The organism is Mesorhizobium temperatum (assembly GCF_002284575.1).
In the GTDB taxonomy this organism is placed as follows: Bacteria; Pseudomonadota; Alphaproteobacteria; order Rhizobiales; family Rhizobiaceae; genus Mesorhizobium; species Mesorhizobium temperatum.
The window spans coordinates 1-17641 of record NZ_NPKJ01000034.1 but is presented as its reverse complement, the minus strand read 5'-3'; the positions used below and the strand labels follow the sequence as shown (position 1 = coordinate 17641).

General features: G+C 62.8%; 16 protein-coding genes. 7 read left to right on the top strand and 9 right to left on the bottom strand.

What is annotated here, in order from left to right:
• Positions 1 to 19: 19 nt before the first annotated feature.
• On the bottom strand, positions 20 to 1132 hold the full coding sequence (gene mutY, locus CIT26_RS09680; RefSeq protein WP_095492377.1) for an A/G-specific adenine glycosylase: 1113 nt from the start codon (positions 1130 to 1132) through the stop codon (positions 20 to 22).
• A 55-nt stretch (positions 1133 to 1187) separates the two neighbouring features.
• Here mutY and CIT26_RS09675 point away from each other — a divergent pair, with 55 nt between their 5' ends.
• The 4 genes from CIT26_RS09675 to CIT26_RS09660 all read left to right on the top strand — a co-directional run bounded on the left by CIT26_RS09675 (position 1188) and on the right by CIT26_RS09660 (position 7301).
• Positions 1188 to 1688, top strand: a complete 501-nt coding sequence (locus CIT26_RS09675; RefSeq protein WP_095486155.1) for a DUF721 domain-containing protein — start codon at positions 1188 to 1190, stop codon at positions 1686 to 1688.
• A 130-nt stretch (positions 1689 to 1818) separates the two neighbouring features.
• Positions 1819 to 2565: a DsbA family protein gene (locus CIT26_RS09670; protein ID WP_095492376.1), complete on the top strand. Its 747-nt coding sequence runs from the start codon at positions 1819 to 1821 to the stop codon at positions 2563 to 2565.
• Positions 2566 to 2682: 117 nt separating this feature from the next.
• Positions 2683 to 6141 carry a chromosome segregation protein SMC gene (smc, locus tag CIT26_RS09665; RefSeq protein ID WP_095492375.1) on the top strand — a complete coding sequence of 1153 codons (3459 nt, stop codon included), beginning with the start codon at positions 2683 to 2685 and terminating at the stop codon, positions 6139 to 6141.
• Between the two features lie 173 nt (positions 6142 to 6314).
• Positions 6315 to 7301 (top strand): NAD-dependent epimerase/dehydratase family protein, encoded by a 987-nt coding sequence (locus tag CIT26_RS09660; RefSeq protein ID WP_095492374.1) that lies wholly within the window; start codon positions 6315 to 6317, stop codon positions 7299 to 7301.
• Positions 7302 to 7386: 85 nt separating this feature from the next.
• Here CIT26_RS09660 and CIT26_RS09655 read toward each other — a convergent pair whose 3' ends face one another.
• The 8 genes from CIT26_RS09655 to CIT26_RS09620 all read right to left on the bottom strand — a co-directional run bounded on the left by CIT26_RS09655 (position 7387) and on the right by CIT26_RS09620 (position 14580).
• Entirely contained in the window at positions 7387 to 8217 is an 831-nt protein-coding gene (locus CIT26_RS09655; RefSeq protein WP_095492373.1) for a BtpA/SgcQ family protein, read from the bottom strand.
• Positions 8214 to 9122, bottom strand: a complete 909-nt coding sequence (locus CIT26_RS09650; protein ID WP_095492372.1) for a ribokinase — start codon at positions 9120 to 9122, stop codon at positions 8214 to 8216. The genes CIT26_RS09655 and CIT26_RS09650 overlap by 4 nt, the downstream gene beginning before the upstream one ends.
• A 3-nt stretch (positions 9123 to 9125) precedes the next feature.
• On the bottom strand, positions 9126 to 9896 hold the full coding sequence (locus tag CIT26_RS09645) for a glutamine amidotransferase (RefSeq protein ID WP_095492371.1): 771 nt from the start codon (positions 9894 to 9896) through the stop codon (positions 9126 to 9128).
• A 39-nt stretch (positions 9897 to 9935) separates the two neighbouring features.
• Entirely contained in the window at positions 9936 to 11027 is a 1092-nt protein-coding gene (locus tag CIT26_RS09640) for a phosphotriesterase family protein (RefSeq protein WP_095492370.1), read from the bottom strand.
• 4 nt (positions 11028 to 11031) lie between these two features.
• The gene (locus CIT26_RS09635) at positions 11032 to 12042 is read right to left on the bottom strand and encodes an ABC transporter permease (protein ID WP_095492369.1); all 1011 of its coding nucleotides are present in this window, start codon (positions 12040 to 12042) and stop codon (positions 11032 to 11034) included.
• Complete coding sequence (locus tag CIT26_RS09630) at positions 12039 to 12836, bottom strand: ATP-binding cassette domain-containing protein (RefSeq protein WP_095492368.1); 798 nt, start codon at positions 12834 to 12836, stop codon at positions 12039 to 12041. Before CIT26_RS09630 ends, CIT26_RS09635 begins: the two co-directional genes overlap by 4 nt.
• A 73-nt stretch (positions 12837 to 12909) precedes the next feature.
• The gene (locus CIT26_RS09625; RefSeq protein ID WP_095492367.1) at positions 12910 to 13848 is read right to left on the bottom strand and encodes an ABC transporter substrate-binding protein; all 939 of its coding nucleotides are present in this window, start codon (positions 13846 to 13848) and stop codon (positions 12910 to 12912) included.
• 120 nt (positions 13849 to 13968) lie between these two features.
• Positions 13969 to 14580 (bottom strand): cupin domain-containing protein, encoded by a 612-nt coding sequence (locus tag CIT26_RS09620; RefSeq protein ID WP_095492366.1) that lies wholly within the window; start codon positions 14578 to 14580, stop codon positions 13969 to 13971.
• 328 nt (positions 14581 to 14908) lie between these two features.
• On the opposite strand from CIT26_RS09620, the gene CIT26_RS09615 reads away from it, so the two are divergent.
• From CIT26_RS09615 to CIT26_RS09605, 3 genes are all read left to right on the top strand, one after another.
• Positions 14909 to 15841 (top strand): complex I NDUFA9 subunit family protein, encoded by a 933-nt coding sequence (locus CIT26_RS09615; protein WP_245319314.1) that lies wholly within the window; start codon positions 14909 to 14911, stop codon positions 15839 to 15841.
• Positions 15842 to 15952: 111 nt separating this feature from the next.
• Complete coding sequence (locus tag CIT26_RS09610; RefSeq protein ID WP_095492365.1) at positions 15953 to 16189, top strand: hypothetical protein; 237 nt, start codon at positions 15953 to 15955, stop codon at positions 16187 to 16189.
• A gap of 163 nt (positions 16190 to 16352) precedes the next feature.
• Positions 16353 to 17641: SLC13 family permease (locus CIT26_RS09605; RefSeq protein ID WP_143747815.1), on the top strand; the 1289-nt coding region annotated here is incomplete at its 3' end.

Here is a 17641-nt window from a genome sequence, read left to right as displayed (position 1 = left end):
GTGAGGCGATGTGGGCGATTCAATGTGCGCGCTGCTTCTTCGTCGCGCCCGGTATCGCCGCTTCGATTACCTTTTTCATGACAGTGGGCAGCGCTTCGCCGGAAATTTCATGGGCCAGCGACCAGAAATGCCCCGCAGGGGCGGCGCCATCGGTCATCGTTTTGAAGACGTCGAGTTCGAGCGCGAAATGGGTGAAGACATGGCCAATCCGGCCAGCTGGCCTCCAGTTGCCGGGGAAGGGCGCTGCCGCGTCCGTGGTGGCGCCGTCGATCCGCGCGGTCCAGCCGGTCGTCGGTACTTCGGTCATGCCGCCGAGCAGGCCTTTATCCGCACGTTTGCGCAAAAGAACGGCGCCGTCATCACGTACGGCAACGAAGGCAGCCCCGCGCCGCAATGGTTTCTCACCCTTCGGCCGGCGGACAGGGAAGCGCTCGGGATCGCTTGAAACAGTGGCGCTGCAATCCTCCCGCAGCGGGCACAGCATGCAACGCGGTCGCCGTGGCGTGCAGATCGTCGCGCCGAGATCCATCATTGCCTGAGCGAAATCGCCCGGTCTGGTCGCTGGAACCATGCGCTCGACATAGGTGCGTATGTCTCCCTTGGCTTCGCTCAGCGGCGTGACGATCGAAACCAGCCGGGAAACGACCCGCTCGACGTTGCCGTCGACGACCGCGGCGGGCTGGTCGAAGGCGATCGCCGCGATCGCAGCCGCCGTGTAGGCGCCGATGCCGGGCAGCTCTCTCAAGCCAGCTTGCGTATCCGGAAACCTGCCACCTTGCCGTGCGACGAGATCGGCGCAGGCCTTGAGATTGCGCGCGCGGGAATAATAGCCGAGCCCGGCCCAGGCCTTCATCACATCTTCGGTCGGTGAGGCGGCCAACGCCTCGACATCAGGCCATTTCTCGACAAAGGCCCGGAAATAGGATTTTACCGCTTCGACCGTGGTCTGCTGCAGCATGACTTCGGAAAGCCAGACGCGGTAGGGATCGGGCCGTATGCCGCGTGCCAATTCGCGCGGCGCAATGCGCCACGGCAAGTCGCGGTGATGCGCGTCGTACCAGCCAAGCAGGCGGGACGCGATGTGGTCGCCAACTCCGGATGCGGTCTTGCGGGTCTGGTCGTGCAGTGCCATTGATCGAGAACTGGCCTAACCGATGCGTGGTGAAGGTCGTGACTGGAGAACGCACATGGCAGGGAAAAGGCCCTTCGGCAATCCCGTTCCGGTGAGTGATCTCGCAACCCAGATTCTCGATCCGGTGTTGCGCAAGCGGGCCGGCATGTCGATCGGCCTCGTCCAGTCATGGGAGGAGATTGCTGGGCCGCGCCTCGCCAGCCGTTCGCGCCCTGAAAAGATCCAGTGGCCGCGCCGCATGCATGAAGACGATCCGTTCGAGCCGGCGGTGCTGGTCATCGCATGCGAAGGGATGGCCGCGCTCCATCTGCAGCACGAAACCGGCGAGATCATCAACAGGGTCAACGCCTTCCTCGGCTTCAACGCTATCGGCCGGATCAGAATCGTGCAAAAGCCGGTGACGGCGGACAAAGGGCGGCCTAAACCAAGCTTCCGGCCGCTGACCGCAGCCGAGAAGGTGAAGTTGTCAGGCACCGTCGGAATGATCGAGGATGACGGACTGCGTGCTTCGCTGGAGCGGCTCGGCGCCACCATTCTCGGTCAAAAGAAGGTATAATCTCGCGCTTTCGTGATCGCATACACAAAGTTTGGCGATTGGAATGGGGACGGCGATGCCTTAATTCGCGCCAACTCTCGCCTTTTCTAGCCTTTGCATTGCAAAATCCAACCATTGTCAGGTGATTCGTATGACCCGTCCTTTGTCCCGCAGAAACCTCCTGTCGTCGCTGGCCGCCATTCCGGCGGTGGCTCTGTTCGCCGCCTGCAGTGACTCGGGCGAGAAAGCCGTGGCGCAGGATGCGAAGCCTGCTGCCCCCGCCGATGCGATGAAGCCGGCCGATCCGGCGAAGCCGGCAACCCCGGCCGCGGTCAAGGCGCCTGAAGCCCAGGGCACGGTGGACATGGCAGCCTTGCTGAAGCCAGGCGCGCTGCCCGACGCGCAACTGGGCAAGGACGACGCGAAAGTCACCATCGTCGAATATGCCTCGATGACCTGCCCGCACTGCGCGCATTTCCACGAAACCACCCTCCCGGACCTGAAGACGAAATATATCGACACCGGCAAGGCCCGCCTTATCCTGCGCGAATTTCCTTTCGATCCCAGCGCCGAGGCCGGTTTCATGCTGGCGCGCTGCTCCAAGGACAATTATTTCCCGATGGTAGACGTTCTGTTCAAGCAGCAGGCGAACTGGGCAGGTGTCGCCAATACCAAGGATGCCCTGCTGCAAATCTCCAAGATGGCCGGTTTTACACAGGAGTCCTTCGAGGCCTGCTTGACGGACCAGAAACTTCTGGACGATGTGAGGTCGGTCCAGAAGCGCGGCGCCGATGAATTCAAGGTCGACTCGACGCCGACCTTCTTTATCAACGGAAAGACCTACAAGGGGGCGCTGTCGATTGAGGAAATATCGGCCATCATCGACCCTCTGCTCTGACGTTACGGCAGCGCCGAAGCGGCTGCGCTTCGGCGTGCGCGACTTTTTGTTGTGCCGCGGGTTCTGTTCGCAACACCGCGGAACACTTTTGTGGAACCCGCTTATGGGGCGGCGCGAATGAAGTTCTCGCGCCTTCGCCTGCTCGGTTTCAAGTCCTTCGTCGAACCCGGTGAGTTCGTCATCGAACGCGGCCTGACAGGCATCGTCGGGCCGAACGGCTGCGGCAAGTCGAACCTTGTCGAGGCGCTGCGCTGGGTGATGGGCGAAAGCTCGTACAAGAGCATGCGCGCGTCCGGCATGGACGACGTCATTTTTTCGGGTTCTGGAACGCGTCCGGCCCGCAACACCGCTGAAGTCACGCTTTTCCTCGATAACAGCGACCGTAGCGCGCCCTCGGCCTTCAACGACGCGGACGAGTTGCAGGTTTCGCGCCGCATCGAGCGCGAGGCGGGTTCGCTCTACCGCATCAACGGCAAGGAAGCCCGCGCCAAGGACGTACAGCTGCTTTTCGCAGACCAATCCACCGGCGCGCGCTCGCCCTCGATGGTCGGGCAGGGCCGCATCGGCGAGCTGATCCAGGCCAAGCCGCAGGCGCGCCGCGCCCTGCTGGAAGAGGCGGCCGGAATTTCGGGTCTGCACACACGCCGCCACGAGGCCGAACTGCGTCTGAAGGCGGCAGAACAAAATCTGGAACGGCTGGACGATGTCGTCGGCGAGCTGGAAAGCCAGATCGAAAGCCTGAAGCGCCAGGCCCGCCAGGCCTCGCGCTTCAAGAACCTGTCGGCCGATATCCGCAAGGCTGAAGCGACACTGCTGCATCTGCGCTGGACGCTGGCCAAGACACAGGAAGGCGAGGCGCGCTCGGCGCTGGCGATTGCCACGGCACTTGTCGGCGATCGCGCCGCCGCCCAGATGGCTGCCGCCAGGGAGCAAGGGATCGGCGCCCACCGGTTGCCGGAGCTGCGCGACGCGGAAGCCGCCGCCGCTGCCGCCTTCCAGCGCCTGTCGATCGCCAAGACGCAGATCGAGGAAGAAGCGGGCCGCATCCGCGCCCGCCAACTGGAACTCGACCGCCGGCTCCAGCAGCTCGACGGCGACATCGTCCGCGAGGAGCGGATGGTCCGCGACAATGCGGATATTCTTGAACGCCTCGCCGCCGAAGAAGCCGCGCTCAACACCGAGAACGCCGGCGCCGCCGAGCGCGAGGCCAGCACCCGCGCGGCGGTCGAACAGGCGGCGTCGACGCTTGCCGCCAGTGAAGCCAAACTCGCCGGGCTGACCGCCGAACGGGCGGAGGCCGCCGCCTCCCGCAACCAGATCGAACGAACGCTGCGCGACACCGCTGAGCGCCGCGACCGTTTCGCCCGCCAGCTCGCCGATGTCGACCGGGAATTGTCCGATATTGCCTCCAGGGTCGCCGGCCTGCCCGATCCGGCCGAGAAGCAGCTTCTGGTCGAACAGGCCGTGGCGCTGCTCGAGGAGACCGAAGCCGCGGCGATCGCCGCCGAACAGGCCGTCGCCGAGGCGCGCACGGCGGAAAGTGCCGCCCGCCCGCCGGTTCAGGATGCAAAGGCCGAGCTGGCGCGGATCGAAACCGAGGCTCGCACGCTGGCCAAGATCCTGAATGCCGCGAGTGGCGACCTCTTCCCCTCCGTCCTGGAGCAGATCAGCGTCGAGCGCGGCTATGAGACGGCGCTGGGCGCGGCTCTTGGCGAGGATCTCGACGTGCCGCTCGACCGCAGCGCGCCGGTGCATTGGGGCCAAAGCGAGGTCCGGCCCGGCGACGCCGCCTTGCCCGAAGGCATCAAGAGCCTTGCCAGTGTGGTCCGCGCGCCGGCGCAACTGGCCCGCCGATTGGCGCAAATCGGCATCGTCGACGCTGCTGACGGAAGACGGCTGCAGTCGCAGCTTTCACCCGGGCAGCGGCTGGTCAGCCGCGAAGGCGCACTCTGGCGCTGGGACGGGCTCACCGCCAGCGCCGACGCGCCGACCGCGGCAGCGCAGCGGCTGGCGCAGAAAAACAGACTGGCCGAGCTCGATGCCGAGGCGGTCCACGCGACCCGCATCCTGCGCCAGGCCGAAGAAGCCCTTGCCCATGCCGAGCAGGCGCTTGCCCAGGCGAGCGAGGCCGAGCGCAACGCTCGTCAAGCCGGGCGTGATGCCCAGCATGGGTTGGACGCCGCCCGCAACGTGCTGGCCGAGGCCGAGAAGGCCGGTGGCGAGCTGTCGAGCCGACGCGCCGCACTTGACGAAGCCCGCGCGCGCATCGTCGACAGCCATGAAGAGACGGCGGCGGCTTTCATTGAGGCGGAGATGCTGCTGCAAAGCGCTCCCGATCTCGGTGATCTGCAGCTGCAGCTCGAACAGTCTGCCGCCAACGTTGCTCGCGACCGCGCCACCCTTGCCGATGCCCGCGCCGTCCATGAAGGCTTAAGGCGGGAAGCCGAGGCGCGTGTGCGCCGCCTCGACGCCATCGGCGCGGAACGCCGCAACTGGCTGGCGCGCGCCGAAAACGCCTCGACGCAGATCGCCGCACTCGGCGAACGCAAGGCCGAGGCCGAGGCCGAACGCGAAAGGCTGGCCGACGCACCCGACGAGATCGACGCCAAGCGGCGCGCTTTGCTGTCGCAGCTTGCCGAGGCCGAAAGCCTGCGCCAGGCGGCGGGCGACCGGTTGCAGGAAGCGGAGAACAAGCAGTCCGAACTGGATAAGGCCGCGACATCAGCGATCCAGTCGCTGGCCGAGGCGCGCGAAACCCGCGTCCGCGCCGAAGAGCGGCTGACCGCTGCCGATGAAAGGCGGCTCGAGGTCGAGGCGCGCATCCAGGAGACGCTGAACACGCCGCCGCATCTGGTCATCCGCCACACCGGCCTGGAGGCAGACAGCCCGATGCCGGAGATGACTGAGATCGAGCGTCAGCTCGACCGGCTGAAGATCGAGCGCGAGCGGCTTGGCGCCGTCAATCTGCGCGCCGAGGAAGAGCAGAAGGAACTGTCCGACCGGCTGGAGACGATCGTTTCCGAACGCGAGGATATCATCGAGGCCATCCGCAAGCTGCGGCAGGCGATCCAGAGCCTGAACCGCGAAGGCCGCGAACGGCTGCTGGCCGCCTTCGACGTGGTCAATGGCCATTTCCAGCGGCTGTTTTCGCATCTGTTCGGCGGCGGCACGGCGGAACTGCAACTGATCGAGTCCGACGACCCGCTCGAGGCCGGTCTCGAAATCCTTGCGCGGCCGCCCGGCAAGAAGCCGCAGACCATGACGCTGCTTTCCGGCGGCGAGCAGGCGTTGACGGCGATGTCGCTGATCTTCGCCGTGTTCCTGACCAATCCCGCGCCGATCTGCGTGCTTGACGAGGTCGACGCACCGCTCGACGATCACAATGTCGAGCGTTTCTGCAATCTGATGGATGAAATGGCCGCCACCACCGAGACGCGCTTCGTCATCATCACGCACAACCCGATCACCATGGCCCGCATGAACCGGCTGTTCGGGGTCACCATGGCCGAGCAGGGCGTCAGCCAACTCGTGTCGGTCGACCTGCAGGCGGCCGAGGCGCTGCGCGAGGCGAGCTGACGCGTCGACAGTAAGGCTTGTCGGTAGCGCCTGTTGGGGCTTTCGGCTATAGCACGAATTGGACTAGGTCGGTGCCGTTCATTAGCGTGTAGCGTTTAGATATTGCGCATGATCCTTTCCGAAATCGATCTCGATTTCGCGGTGATGTGCCAGCATATGCATGGAGAACCTTGTTGCCTGTACTTGTCACCGGAGCCGCAGGATTCATCGGCAGCCATGTTTGCCATCATCTCCTGAGCAGGGGTGAAGCGGTCGTCGGCGTCGACAATATGAACGACTATTACGACCTGGCGCTTAAAAAGGGGCGTCTCGCCCGCCTTCAGCCCCACAAGGACTTTTCATTTCATCAGATCGAGATCGCCGAAGAGGGGGCGCTCGCTAACGCTTTGGCCGGGCAAGGCATAACCAGGATTGTCCATCTCGCCGCTCAGGCGGGTGTGCGCCATTCCCTCGACAATCCGAGGCTCTATGTCCGTTCCAATGTTGTCGGCCATCTCGAGATGCTCGAATTCTGTCGCGCGCAGCCCGCATTCGAGCATCTGGTCTTTGCCTCGTCGAGTTCGGTCTATGGCGGCAACCGCAAGGTTCCGTTCAGCGAGACCGATCAGGTCGACAGGCCCGTCTCTCTCTATGCCGCCACCAAGAAGTCAGATGAATTGATGAGCCATACCTACGCCCATCTCTTCGGGGTGCCGCAGACCGGTCTGCGGTTTTTCACCGTCTACGGCCCCTGGGGCCGGCCTGATATGGCCTATTGGATATTCACCAAGGCGATGCTCGAAGGCAAGCCGATCCGGGTGTTCAACAATGGCGAGATGTGGCGGGATTTCACTTATGTTGACGATGTGGTGAGGGCAGTCGTTGCCGTGCTCGACAAGCCGCCATCGGCTGAAGTTCCGCCGAGCAGGCTCTACAATGTCGGCAACAACCGGCCGGTGCGGCTGGGCGATTTCATCGACACTCTGGAAAGACTGCTCGGTGTAAAGGCGATCCGCCACAGCGAGCCGATGCAGAGCAGCGACGTCGAGCGGACCTGTGCCGACATGACGGCACTGGAGCGCGATTTCGGCTTCAAGCCGAGCGTTTCGATCGAAGATGGGCTGAAGAAATTCGTCGACTGGTACCGGACCGAATGGGTTGCGGGATCAACGACAACGTGACTGCGGCCTGCGGGTCTCCGCGTTTGCTGCGCGAGGCCGCGACTTCGCTCCAGTCGCAACCAGCATGGCATCGATTGCCGCTCAATCATCGCCTCAGCCCGGTTATGAACGTTCTTACTCGGGCGGGGTCGACCTTGTTCCACCAGACGCCGTCATGCTTCAGCGCGCTGGCGATGATGATCCCATCGACGATGCCGAGAATATCGTTTGCATTATCAGGCGTCACGCCGCTGCCGACCAGCGTCGGTAGGCCGGCAGCATCTTTGATCATGCTGATATAGCTCAGATCCGCAGCGTGCCCGGTGCGCTGACCGGTCGCAATGATGGCGTCGGCGTCGAAGAACACCAGATCCTTTACCAGTTCCTCCACCGGGCGGTCGGCAACGATCGCGTGCGCGCCATGCTTGACATGAGCATCGGCGAAAACGCGGATGCCGTTGGCGCGCAGCTTGGCGCGGTAGCGCGCTGCGCGACCCGACTCTCCCTCGACAAAACCCTCGTTGGCGACATAGGCATTCGCCCATTGATTTACGCGGATGAAGCCCGCGCCAGCGGCACTGGCGATCGCAAGGGCAGGGATCGCGGCGTTAGCGAGCACATTGATGCCGACCGGCTTGCCGAGTTCGCGGCGAATACGGTCGGAGACAACCGCCATGTAGGCCGCTGTCTCCGGTCCGATATCGTCAGGTTTGGCGAAGGGAATGTCGCCATGATTCTCGACGATCACGCCGTCGCACCCGCCGTCGAGATAGGATCTCGCATCATCGAGCCCGCGCTGATAGATCGCCTCGACCGCCTCGCCGTCATAGCGCGGCGCGCCAGGAAGCGGCGCAAGATGAACGACGCCGATCACCACCTTGGTGCGGCCGAAAAGTTCTACGAGCGCGTCGCCGCCTGATTGACCGAGTTGGGTCATGAGAGCTCCGTTTGATCGATGAGCGCCGCCATTTCAGACGCGGAAGGACAGGATATCAGTGTGCCCGGGCGAGTCACCGAAATTGCCGCGGCGGCGAGCGCGAACTTCAGCGCTGAGGTAACCGACATACCCTTGGCAAGCCCGCCGGCCAGACAGCCGCAAAACACATCGCCGGCGCCGCTGGTGTCGAGCGCCTCGACACGTGGTGCCGGCAAACGAAGCGATCCTCCCTGGTCCGGGCCGAGCACGAGACAGCCTTCCGAGCCAAGCGTGATCACGACTGTCCCGGCGCCTTTGGCCGTTAGAGCGTCGGCCGCTTCTGCCATATCACCCTGGCCGGTCAGCGCTTTCGCCTCGGATTGATTCACCACCAAAACCTCTGCCAGACCGAAGTCAGGCAGAGCCGCCGCATCGATGGGGCTGGCGTTCAGGACGGTGCGCGCGCCATTTTCCTGTGCTGCCCGCAGGCAGGCATTTGTCGCGGCACCTCGCAGGTTTCCTTGGCAGACAACGATGTCGCCAAACCCGATCCGGCTCGCAAGTGCGGTTTGCCCAATCGGATCGAACGCCTCGCTGCAGGCGACACCGCTGACGATGAAATTCTCCCCGCCGGCATCGACGACGATGGTCGAGCGGTCGCTCGGCAGGTCGAATTCGCTCACCTCGAGGTCGGACAATTCCCTGTCGAGGCGGCTCCTGATCCATGCGCCTGCGGGGTCCTTGCCGAGCGCCGTCCAAAACGTCACCGCAGCACCTGTGCGCGCGGCCGCAACGGCCTGGTTTGCTCCCTTGCCGCCGAGGCCGTCGGTGTAGCTGCTGGCGTTCAACGTCTCGCCGGCGGCAGGGAAGCGGCCGACGCGAAACATCGTGTCGACGCAGGCATTGCCGACGACATGGACATGCATCGCTCAGCTCTCACCGGTCGCCCAGCTCAGCATCTGTTCGAACAGGGTTTTGTAGCCTTTCCAGGCGATGAACTCCGGTGGCAGCCAATGCGGCCCGACATCGGATGTCCAGGCCACAGTGCGGCCCTTACCGTAATGGCCGGTGACAAGCAGCGGCAGCGAGCCATAATCCGATGACACGGTTGCCAGAACTTCCGCCCCGTCTTTCGGCGTTACCTCGTTGAAGCCGAGCAGGATTGGCCAATCCGAACCGAGGCCCTTCAGGATCGGATGGTCCGAGGAGCCTTTCAGGACAGGCGAAAACCCTTCCGGCACCTCGACGCGGTCGTCGAACGCCAGGCAGTTCACCGGCAGCACCTCCTCGACCGGCGTCTTGCGGTAGCGAGCGCCGCCATTGATGCCCTGGAAGCTATAGTAGCCGCCGAACATCAAAAGCCCGCCGCCGTCGCGCACATAATCGCGCAGCAGACGCAAGCGGTTCGGCGTCGGCTTGGAGTGAATCCAGGTGTCGGGATGCAGAAGCAGCGTGTTGGCGCCGATGTCGGAGAGCACCACCGCGTCATAAGCCGAAAGCGCCTGCATTGCTTGTGGAAAGTTGCGCTGTGCCTCATGCGCCGGCATGAAGGTCACGTCGAAGTCGGTCGCCTTCAGCGCCGTCAGCAATTCGTCCGCGCCGGTGTGGTAGGTGACCGTCGGAAACTGGTCGAAGCCTTTGATATGGGTCGCGGTCGACACCCAGGATTCACCGGCAAGCAGAATCTTTTTCTTGGACATTTGAACTCCATCGTAAGTCTAAGCCGTAAGTCTGGCCGCTTAGTTCTGCCGCGCGAATACGGCCTTCGGATTGGCGATCAGCATGCGGTCAATGGCTGGCTGCTCGACGCCATGCCGTTTCAGGCGCGGTATGAAATGCTTGAGGATGTAGCCGTAGCCGAAACCGCCGAAACGGGTCAGCATGATCTTGAGGAACACATCCTGCGACAGCAGCAGGCGGTCGCCGAAGCCGGCGTCGATAAGTGCCGCAATTGCCCGCGCGTTCTCTTCGTCGGAGGGCGATTGCGCGTCCTGATCGGCATAATAATAGTCCATGCCGATCATATCGTATTCGAGGAACGCGCCGCGTCGGGCGAGGCTTGTCTGGTAGTCGAGATCGCTGTGGCTCGGATTCATGTGGCAGAGCACGGTGTGGCGAAGATCGGCGCCCTCGGCCTCGACGATATCGAGCACCTCGTGCGCCAGCCGCTCCCAGCCGGGCAGATGGATCGACAGCGGCACGCCGGTGATGCGCGAGGCCCGTGCCGAAGCTCTCAGCGACTTTCGCTCCTCGGCGGTGAAGTTCTTGCTGACGCCGACCTCGCCGATCAAGCCGGCCAGGATCGGCGGCTGCGTCTCGCCGCCGCCGACATCGTTGACGATGAACTCGGTCACTGCGTCTACATCCATGGTCTTCAGCCATTCGGGATGGGTGTGCTCCAGATAGAAGCCGGTGCCCATGACGATCTTCAGGCCGGACATGCGGCTGATGCGGGCGAGCTTTTCCGGCTCGCGGCCGATGCCGATATTGGTCGCGTCGACGACGGTGTGGCCGCCAAGCGCGCGATAGCGTTGCAGCTCAGACAGCGCCAGGTCACTGTCGTCGAGCGAAACATTGTCGCGGTTGACGTAAGGGTTCATGCGCAATTCGCCGATGATCTCGATGTTCACCGGCTGCTCGGCGAGCGCCATGTCGTCGGGATGACAGGGACATTTCCAGCTGCGCGCGCCGTCGAGCAAGATGTGCTCGTGCATCAGCGTAATGCCCATTTCTTCGACCGGAACGGGGCCGAGCACGGTCATCACCTGGCCGGTTTGGACCCCGATCGCCAGCCGCTGCCTGGGAGCCGCGTCATCGAAGAGATCGCTCATAGGCTCAACGGCTCCGTACGGCGCCGCGGAACAGGCGGAAGTTCAGCCAGATGGCGATCAGGATGATCGTTCCGGTCACGATCGGCGTCAGGAAAGGCGACAGATGCGCCAGGATCAGGCCGTTGCCGATGACGGCCACGGTAAGCGCGCCGAGCACCGTGCCGACGATCGTTCCGCGGCCGCCGAACAGGCTGGTGCCGCCAAGCACGACCGCGGCGATCACTTCGAGCTCAAAACCTTGCCCGGCATTCGAGGATCCGGATCCGAGCCGGGCCGCAATGATGATCCCCGCAAGTGCTGCCGCGGCGGCGGAAATCACGTAAACGAAAAGCGTCGTCAGCCGCGTGTTGACGCCGGCACGCCTAACCGCTTCGGCGTTGGCGCCGATGCCGGTCACGTAGCGGCCGAACGGCGTCTCGTTGAAGGCGATATAGGCGATCGCGAGGATCGCCAGCGCGATCAGCGCCGGCGCCGGCACGCCAAGCAACCAGGCGCGGCCCAGCACCGTGAAAGGGCTTCCCGGCTCGATGGGGATCGAGTAGCCGCCGGTGATCAGCAGCGCCACGCCACGGATCACCGAAAGCCCGGCAAGCGTGACGATGAAGGCCGGGATGCCCTCATAAGCGACGAAATAGCCCTGCACCGCGCCAAGCAAGGCGCCCAGCGCAAGCATGGCGAGGATGACCAGCGGCCATGGCAGGCCCAGCTGCAGCAATGTCGCCGACAACGTTGCCACCAGCGCCAGCACGGAGCCGACCGAAAGATCGATGCCGCCGGTGGTGATGACGAAGGTCATCGCCGCGGCGACGATCAGCAGCGGTGCCGACTGACGCAGGATGTTCAGCAGATTGGGCGACGTCAGAAAGGCGTCCGTCGCCACCGAAAAGATGACGCTAACGACAAGAAAGAACAGCGCGATCGACACGACACTGCCATTGGCAAGCACCGCATCTCGCCACGTGCCTGCGCGGACCCTTTGAGACTGAGCGGAGTGGGTCGAAGTCACGTCGCTCATGCCGGCGCTCCATCGCGATAGGCGCTGGTGGCCGAACGAGCGTTGAACTTGCGGCCCACGATCAGGTTGACGACATCTTCGATATTGGTTTCGCCGATCAGCCGCTCGGCGACGTTGCGTCCTTCGTACATGACCTGGATGCGGTCGCATACGAGGAACAGATCCTGAAGGCGGTGGGTGATCAGAATGACGCTGACGCCGCGCGCGCTCACGGCGCGGATCAGGTCCAGCACAGCCTCGACCTCGGCGACGGCGAGCGCTGCCGTCGGCTCATCCATAATCAGCACGGACGGCTCGAACGAGGCGGCGCGGCCGATCGCGATCGACTGTCGCTGTCCGCCGGACAGGTTTTCGACCTTGAGCCGCGTGTCGGCGATAACGATGCCGAGTCGGTCGAGCATCTGGCGCGTTTGCTCGTGCATGCGCTTCTTGTCGAGAAAGGAAATGCCGGCGATGCGGCGGCGCGGCTCGCGGCCGAGAAAGAGATTGCCGGCGACATCGACCGTGTCGCAGAGCGACAGGTCCTGATAGACCATCTCGACGCGCGCTGCACGCGCCTCCGCCGGCGACGTGAAGGTCACCGGCATGCCATCGATCTCGATCGTGCCGGCATCGGGAACCACCGCCCCCGACAGCACCTTGCTCAACGTCGACTTTCCCGCGCCATTGTCGCCGACAAGCCCTAGGACCTCGCCCGGCCTCAGCACCAGCGACACGTCGTCGAGCGTCTGAATGGCGTTGTAGCGCTTTGAGATGCCGCTCATCCGCACCCGATAGGTCTCGCCACTGCTCATGTTGGATCCACGGATTTGCGAAGCGTCCGCGGCGTAGCCTCAGGCGGCGCCGCGGGCCGGTCATCGACGCAGTTTACTGGAACATCGCGCGATATTTGTCGACATTGTCCTTGGTCACGATCGTCACCGGAATATTGATGATCGGCTCGACCGTTTCGCCCTTCTTGAGCTTGACCAATGCTTCGACAGCGGCTTTGCCTTCGCCGGCAGGATCCTGCTGGACGACTGCCACCACCCAACCATCATCAATGCCCTGAATGACCTGCTTGGTCAGGTCCCAGCCGAACACCTTGACGTCGCCGGTGCGGCCTTGGCTGGTTACGGCCGAAACAGCGCCGAGCAACGCCGGCTCGCCGGTCGCATATAGCGTCGTCATATCCGGATTGGCGGTCATCAAATTCTCCGAAGCGCTCATCGCGGTCTCCTGGACATTCTGACCGTCGACCGTGTCGAGGAAGGTGATCGCCAGGCCGCTGTCAGTGACCGCCTTCTTGAAACCGTCGAGCCGCTGGTTCTGGATGAACGAATTGAGCGCGCCGACGATACCGATCTTGGCAGCGCCGCCCATCTCCGACTTCACATAGTCGGCGTAGAATTTGCCGATATCCTCGCCGGCCTTGGCGTTGTCGACGCCGATGAACGCAACGTTGTCGCCGTCGGGGATCTGCGCGTCGATGGCGATCACGGGGATGCCGGCCGCCTTCGCGGCGGTGATCGCAGGCTTGACGCCGTTCACGTCGATGGCGACCAGAATGATGCCGTCGACTTTCTGTGTGATGTAGTTCTCGATCGCGTCATTTTGCGCGCTCGGCACGTTGTTGGCATTGAAGATGACCAGCTTGGCGCCGGCGGCGTCGGCCGCCTTCTGCGCGCCCTCATTGATCTGGTTGAAGAACAGGGCCTGCTGGTTGATGTTGACGAGAGCGAACGTGTCGGCGAACGCCGATCCCATCGCTGTCGAGCAAATGGCGATGACGGCGGCGCAACGGAAGAGAAGTTTGAACGGACGCATTTACGGTTCCCCTTGCTTGCGGGCCAAACCTGTTCGGCTGGACCCATTGGTGCTACAGGCGCGAGGCAAACATTCAAGAGACTTGAATACTTGTCAACGGATTTGATCCCTGAGCGCCCGTCAGAAGGTCGCCGGCGTGTTGACCCAGAAAATGCTGGCTCTCTCCTTGCCGATGTTGCGGTAATGGTGCGGCAGCTCCGACCTGAACACGAACGCATCGCCGGTGGCGAGATCATGGCTCTTGCCATCGACGATCAGCTTGATCCGGCCGGCGAGCACATAGCCGACTTCCTCGCCGACATGCTGGATGGGACCTTCGCTCTCGCCGTCTGCCTCGATATGATGGATATTGCACTGCAGCAGGTGACCGGGTGAATACGGAATGATGCGTTCGAGCGAGATGCCTTCGCCGCGCCTCAGCGCGTCGAGCGAGATCAATGGCCGCGCGCCTGCGCGGAACACGATCGCCTCGTCGTCGTCGACCTGTTCGAACATCCAGCCGATATTGGTCTCCAGAACTTCGACCAGGCGGTGAAGCATGGGCAGGGATGGCGAAGCCTTGCCATTCTCGATCTTGGACAAAAGGCTTTCAGAGCAGTTCGCAGCTGTCGCCAGCGTCTTCAGCGTCATGCCCCGTGTCTGCCGGGCGAGGCGCAACCGCGTTCCAAGCCGCGCGGCATTGACGGTGCCATCCGCTTCGGACTCCGGCCGTCGCCGATCGATTTTGTTCATCCGTTCGCCAACCATTCAACAGTCATGGGACAACTGTCGCGCGAGCAAAAGACAGCGGCGACCGATTTGCAAGTGATGATTTGTCAATTTCGACGCTGCGGTGCCTCGACCCGTTTTTGACAGCACGGATAAAGCAACTCAGCGTCAAACACTCGCCTTCTATAGAAACATCGGCCGTCTCCCGCTCGACCCAGCACTGACGGAACAAAAAGCGTTCCTGCGATGTTCTCCAACCGTCCTGATGTTCGACGGCTGGTTCATACGCCGGCCAAGGGCAATCCTCGTGGCAGGCGCTTGGCAGGCACGCGAAGAAGGGATGGCGAGGCAGATGGATCCTGACGATCTCAACACGGAACGGATCGTCACTGTGTTCGGCGGAACAGGCTTTCTCGGGCGCCGGATCGTGAAGCGGCTCCTGGAAAGGGGCTTCACGGTCCGTGCCGCATCCCGCCACCCGGCTCGTGTCGGCCCGGTCTTTTCTTCGACTGCAAGGATGCCCGAAGCCGTCGAGGCGGATATATTGGATGCGTTCTCGATCGGCTCGGCCATTGCCGGATCAAAGGCCATCGTGAATGCCGTCAGTCTCTATGTCGAGCAGGGCGCCCAGACGTTTGAGCGCGTGCATGTGGAAGCCGCAGCTGATCTTGCCGCTGCGTCGCGCGCTGGCGAGGTCGACCGATTCGTCCAGATTTCGGGGATCGGCTCCGATCCTCAATCGGATTCGAATTATATTAGGGCACGTGGGCGCGGAGAAGAGGCCGTGGCGAGCGCATTTCCCGGCGCCGTTATTGTGCGTCCCGCCGTGATGACAGGACCTGACGACGTTTTCCTCACGACGATTGTGAGGCTGATACGCCTCCTGCCGGTTTATCCGCTGTTCGGCGATGGTGGCACACGGCTTCAGCCGGTCTACGTGGAAGACGTCGCAGACGCAGTCAGCCGGCTGATCGACGGGCGAAACCACAACGGCTCATCCATATTCGAATTCGGCGGCCCGCGCACCTACACCTACAAGGAACTGCTGCGGGAGATCGCCCGACAGCTCGATACCCACATCAGGCTGATGCCGGTGCCGTTTGCGGCGTGGGACGCCTTGGCCAGCGTCGCGGAACTCCTTCCGGGAGCGCCCATAACGCGCAACCAGGTCGATCTTATGCGGCGCGACAATGTGGCAGCAATCGGCGCGCCGGGCCTGAAGGAACTCGACATCGCGCCGCGGGACATCGAGGAGGTGATCCGCTTGATCGAACGGCGCGCGTGACGCTGCTCGGGCTCGTCACCTGCTTAGCAAGACTCTACGATCCTGACGGGAACCTATCGCCATGCGGCGGGTTGGTCGAGCTTGAGCCAATGAAGAAGAAGGAAAAGGACTATGGCCAGATGCGATCAGTGCGGGAATGACTACGACAAGGCTTTCGAAGTGAAGCTGGACGAGGAAATCTATACGTTCGACAGCTTCGAATGCGCGATCCAGAAACTTGCCCCGATCTGCCCGCATTGCGGGTGCCGGATCATCGGACATGGTGTCGAACAGGATGACATCATCTACTGCTGCGCACATTGCGCCGCAGAGGAAGGTGCAAGCGCACTGACCGATCGCGCACCCTGATGCAACGCTATCAGGATCATGGCCCCATGAGCCAGGAACACCGCTCGACATGGGCTTATCGGCAAGCATGGAACCGTGCTAGCAAAGTCGTGACCAGCGAAAGCAACAAAAGGTCGGTTTGGCCGTTCTGATCAGCCGCATTTGCGGCGGGGCATTCGAAGACATGACTACGCCGCAAATTTTGTCGTTCGCCGTTATCTTCGTGATGATGGCGGCGCTCGTGTGGGGTCGGTATCGATATGATCTGGTCGCAACTGCGGCACTGTTGCTTGCACTCGCGGTTGGCATAGTGCCTTTTGACGAAGCCTTCAGCGGGTTCAGCGACGACATCGTGGTCATTGTCGGCAGTGCCCTGCTGGTGAGCGCGGGCATAGCACGCTCGGGCATCATGGAAGTTACCATCAAGCGCTTTGTTCCGAACCTATCGGGTGTTCGGTCGCAACTGGCGCTGCTGGTGATCGTGGTCACGATCCTGTCTGCCTTTGTAAAGAATATCGGTGCGCTCGCTATCATGATCCCGATAGCCTTCCAGTTCGCGCGCCGGTCGAGCGTTTCGCCCTCGATATTCCTGATGCCTATGGCATTCGGGTCACTGCTCGGTGGACTCATGACGCAGGTGGGAACATCTCCCAATATCGTTGTGTCCCGTGTGCGGGAGGAACTGACCGGCACCGCCTTCACAATGTTCGACTTTACACCTGTTGGAGCCGCGCTGGCCGCCGCCGGAACGATCTTCCTGGTGCTTTTCTATTGGCTGTTACCGGTGCGCGAAAAGCTGGGCGGATCGGTGAATGAAGCCATCAACATCAAGAATTACCTGACCGAGGCCCGAATTGTCCGCGATTCGACGGTGCTTGGGAAAACCGTCGCAGACCTCATGAAGCTTTCCGGCGGCGATGCTATCGTGACGTCGATCCTGCGCAACCGGACCATGCGGATGACGCCACTGCCCGACGTTGTCCTCAAAGTGAACGACATTCTGCTGCTCGAGGGCGACCCAGAGGCCCTGGATCGCCTTGTCTCCCAGGGCAAACTCAGCGTTACGGGCAACAGGGCCCGCGGGGACGACACTACCAGCGAGCTGGTCGCTATCGAAGCCGTCATCGGCGAAAGCTCCGCTTTGATCGGCTGGACAGCCCAGCGCCTTGCGCTCTACCACCGCTTCAATGTCAACCTCCTGGCTGTCAGCCGTCACGGCGAGCGCCTCGACCGCAGGCTGGCCGAAGTCCAGCTAAGGCTCGGCGATGTCGTCGTGCTGCAGGGCAATGCAGCGACGATACCCGAGATATTGCGCGAACTCGGCTGCCTGCCGCTGGCAGAAAGGGCTATCCTGCTTGGTAGCGTCCGTAAGGGTATCGTGCCGGTAACCATCCTTGCTCTGGCTATGGTGGCGACTGCGTTTGGGCTGCTACCGGTCTCCGTTGCTTTCTTTGCGGCCGCGGTCGGGATGGT

Excerpts from the sequence above, each read along its gene's own strand:
- CIT26_RS09610 (WP_095492365.1), top strand. The coding sequence starts at position 15,953 with ATGGCCAGATGCGATCAGTGCGGGAATGACTACGACAAGGCTTTCGAA.
- CIT26_RS09620 (WP_095492366.1), bottom strand. The coding sequence starts at position 14,580 with ATGAACAAAATCGATCGGCGACGGCCGGAGTCCGAAGCGGATGGCACC.
- CIT26_RS09650 (WP_095492372.1), bottom strand. The coding sequence starts at position 9,122 with ATGCATGTCCATGTCGTCGGCAATGCCTGCGTCGACACGATGTTTCGC.
- CIT26_RS09625 (WP_095492367.1), bottom strand. The coding sequence starts at position 13,848 with ATGCGTCCGTTCAAACTTCTCTTCCGTTGCGCCGCCGTCATCGCCATT.
- CIT26_RS09675 (WP_095486155.1), top strand. The coding sequence starts at position 1,188 with ATGGCAGGGAAAAGGCCCTTCGGCAATCCCGTTCCGGTGAGTGATCTC.
- CIT26_RS09670 (WP_095492376.1), top strand. The coding sequence starts at position 1,819 with ATGACCCGTCCTTTGTCCCGCAGAAACCTCCTGTCGTCGCTGGCCGCC.
- CIT26_RS09645 (WP_095492371.1), bottom strand. The coding sequence starts at position 9,896 with ATGTCCAAGAAAAAGATTCTGCTTGCCGGTGAATCCTGGGTGTCGACC.
- CIT26_RS09635 (WP_095492369.1), bottom strand. The coding sequence starts at position 12,042 with ATGAGCGACGTGACTTCGACCCACTCCGCTCAGTCTCAAAGGGTCCGC.
- CIT26_RS09615 (WP_245319314.1), top strand. The coding sequence starts at position 14,909 with ATGGATCCTGACGATCTCAACACGGAACGGATCGTCACTGTGTTCGGC.
- smc (WP_095492375.1), top strand. The coding sequence starts at position 2,683 with ATGAAGTTCTCGCGCCTTCGCCTGCTCGGTTTCAAGTCCTTCGTCGAA.
- CIT26_RS09630 (WP_095492368.1), bottom strand. The coding sequence starts at position 12,836 with ATGAGCAGTGGCGAGACCTATCGGGTGCGGATGAGCGGCATCTCAAAG.
- mutY (WP_095492377.1), bottom strand. The coding sequence starts at position 1,132 with ATGGCACTGCACGACCAGACCCGCAAGACCGCATCCGGAGTTGGCGAC.
- CIT26_RS09655 (WP_095492373.1), bottom strand. The coding sequence starts at position 8,217 with ATGACCCAACTCGGTCAATCAGGCGGCGACGCGCTCGTAGAACTTTTC.
- CIT26_RS09640 (WP_095492370.1), bottom strand. The coding sequence starts at position 11,027 with ATGAGCGATCTCTTCGATGACGCGGCTCCCAGGCAGCGGCTGGCGATC.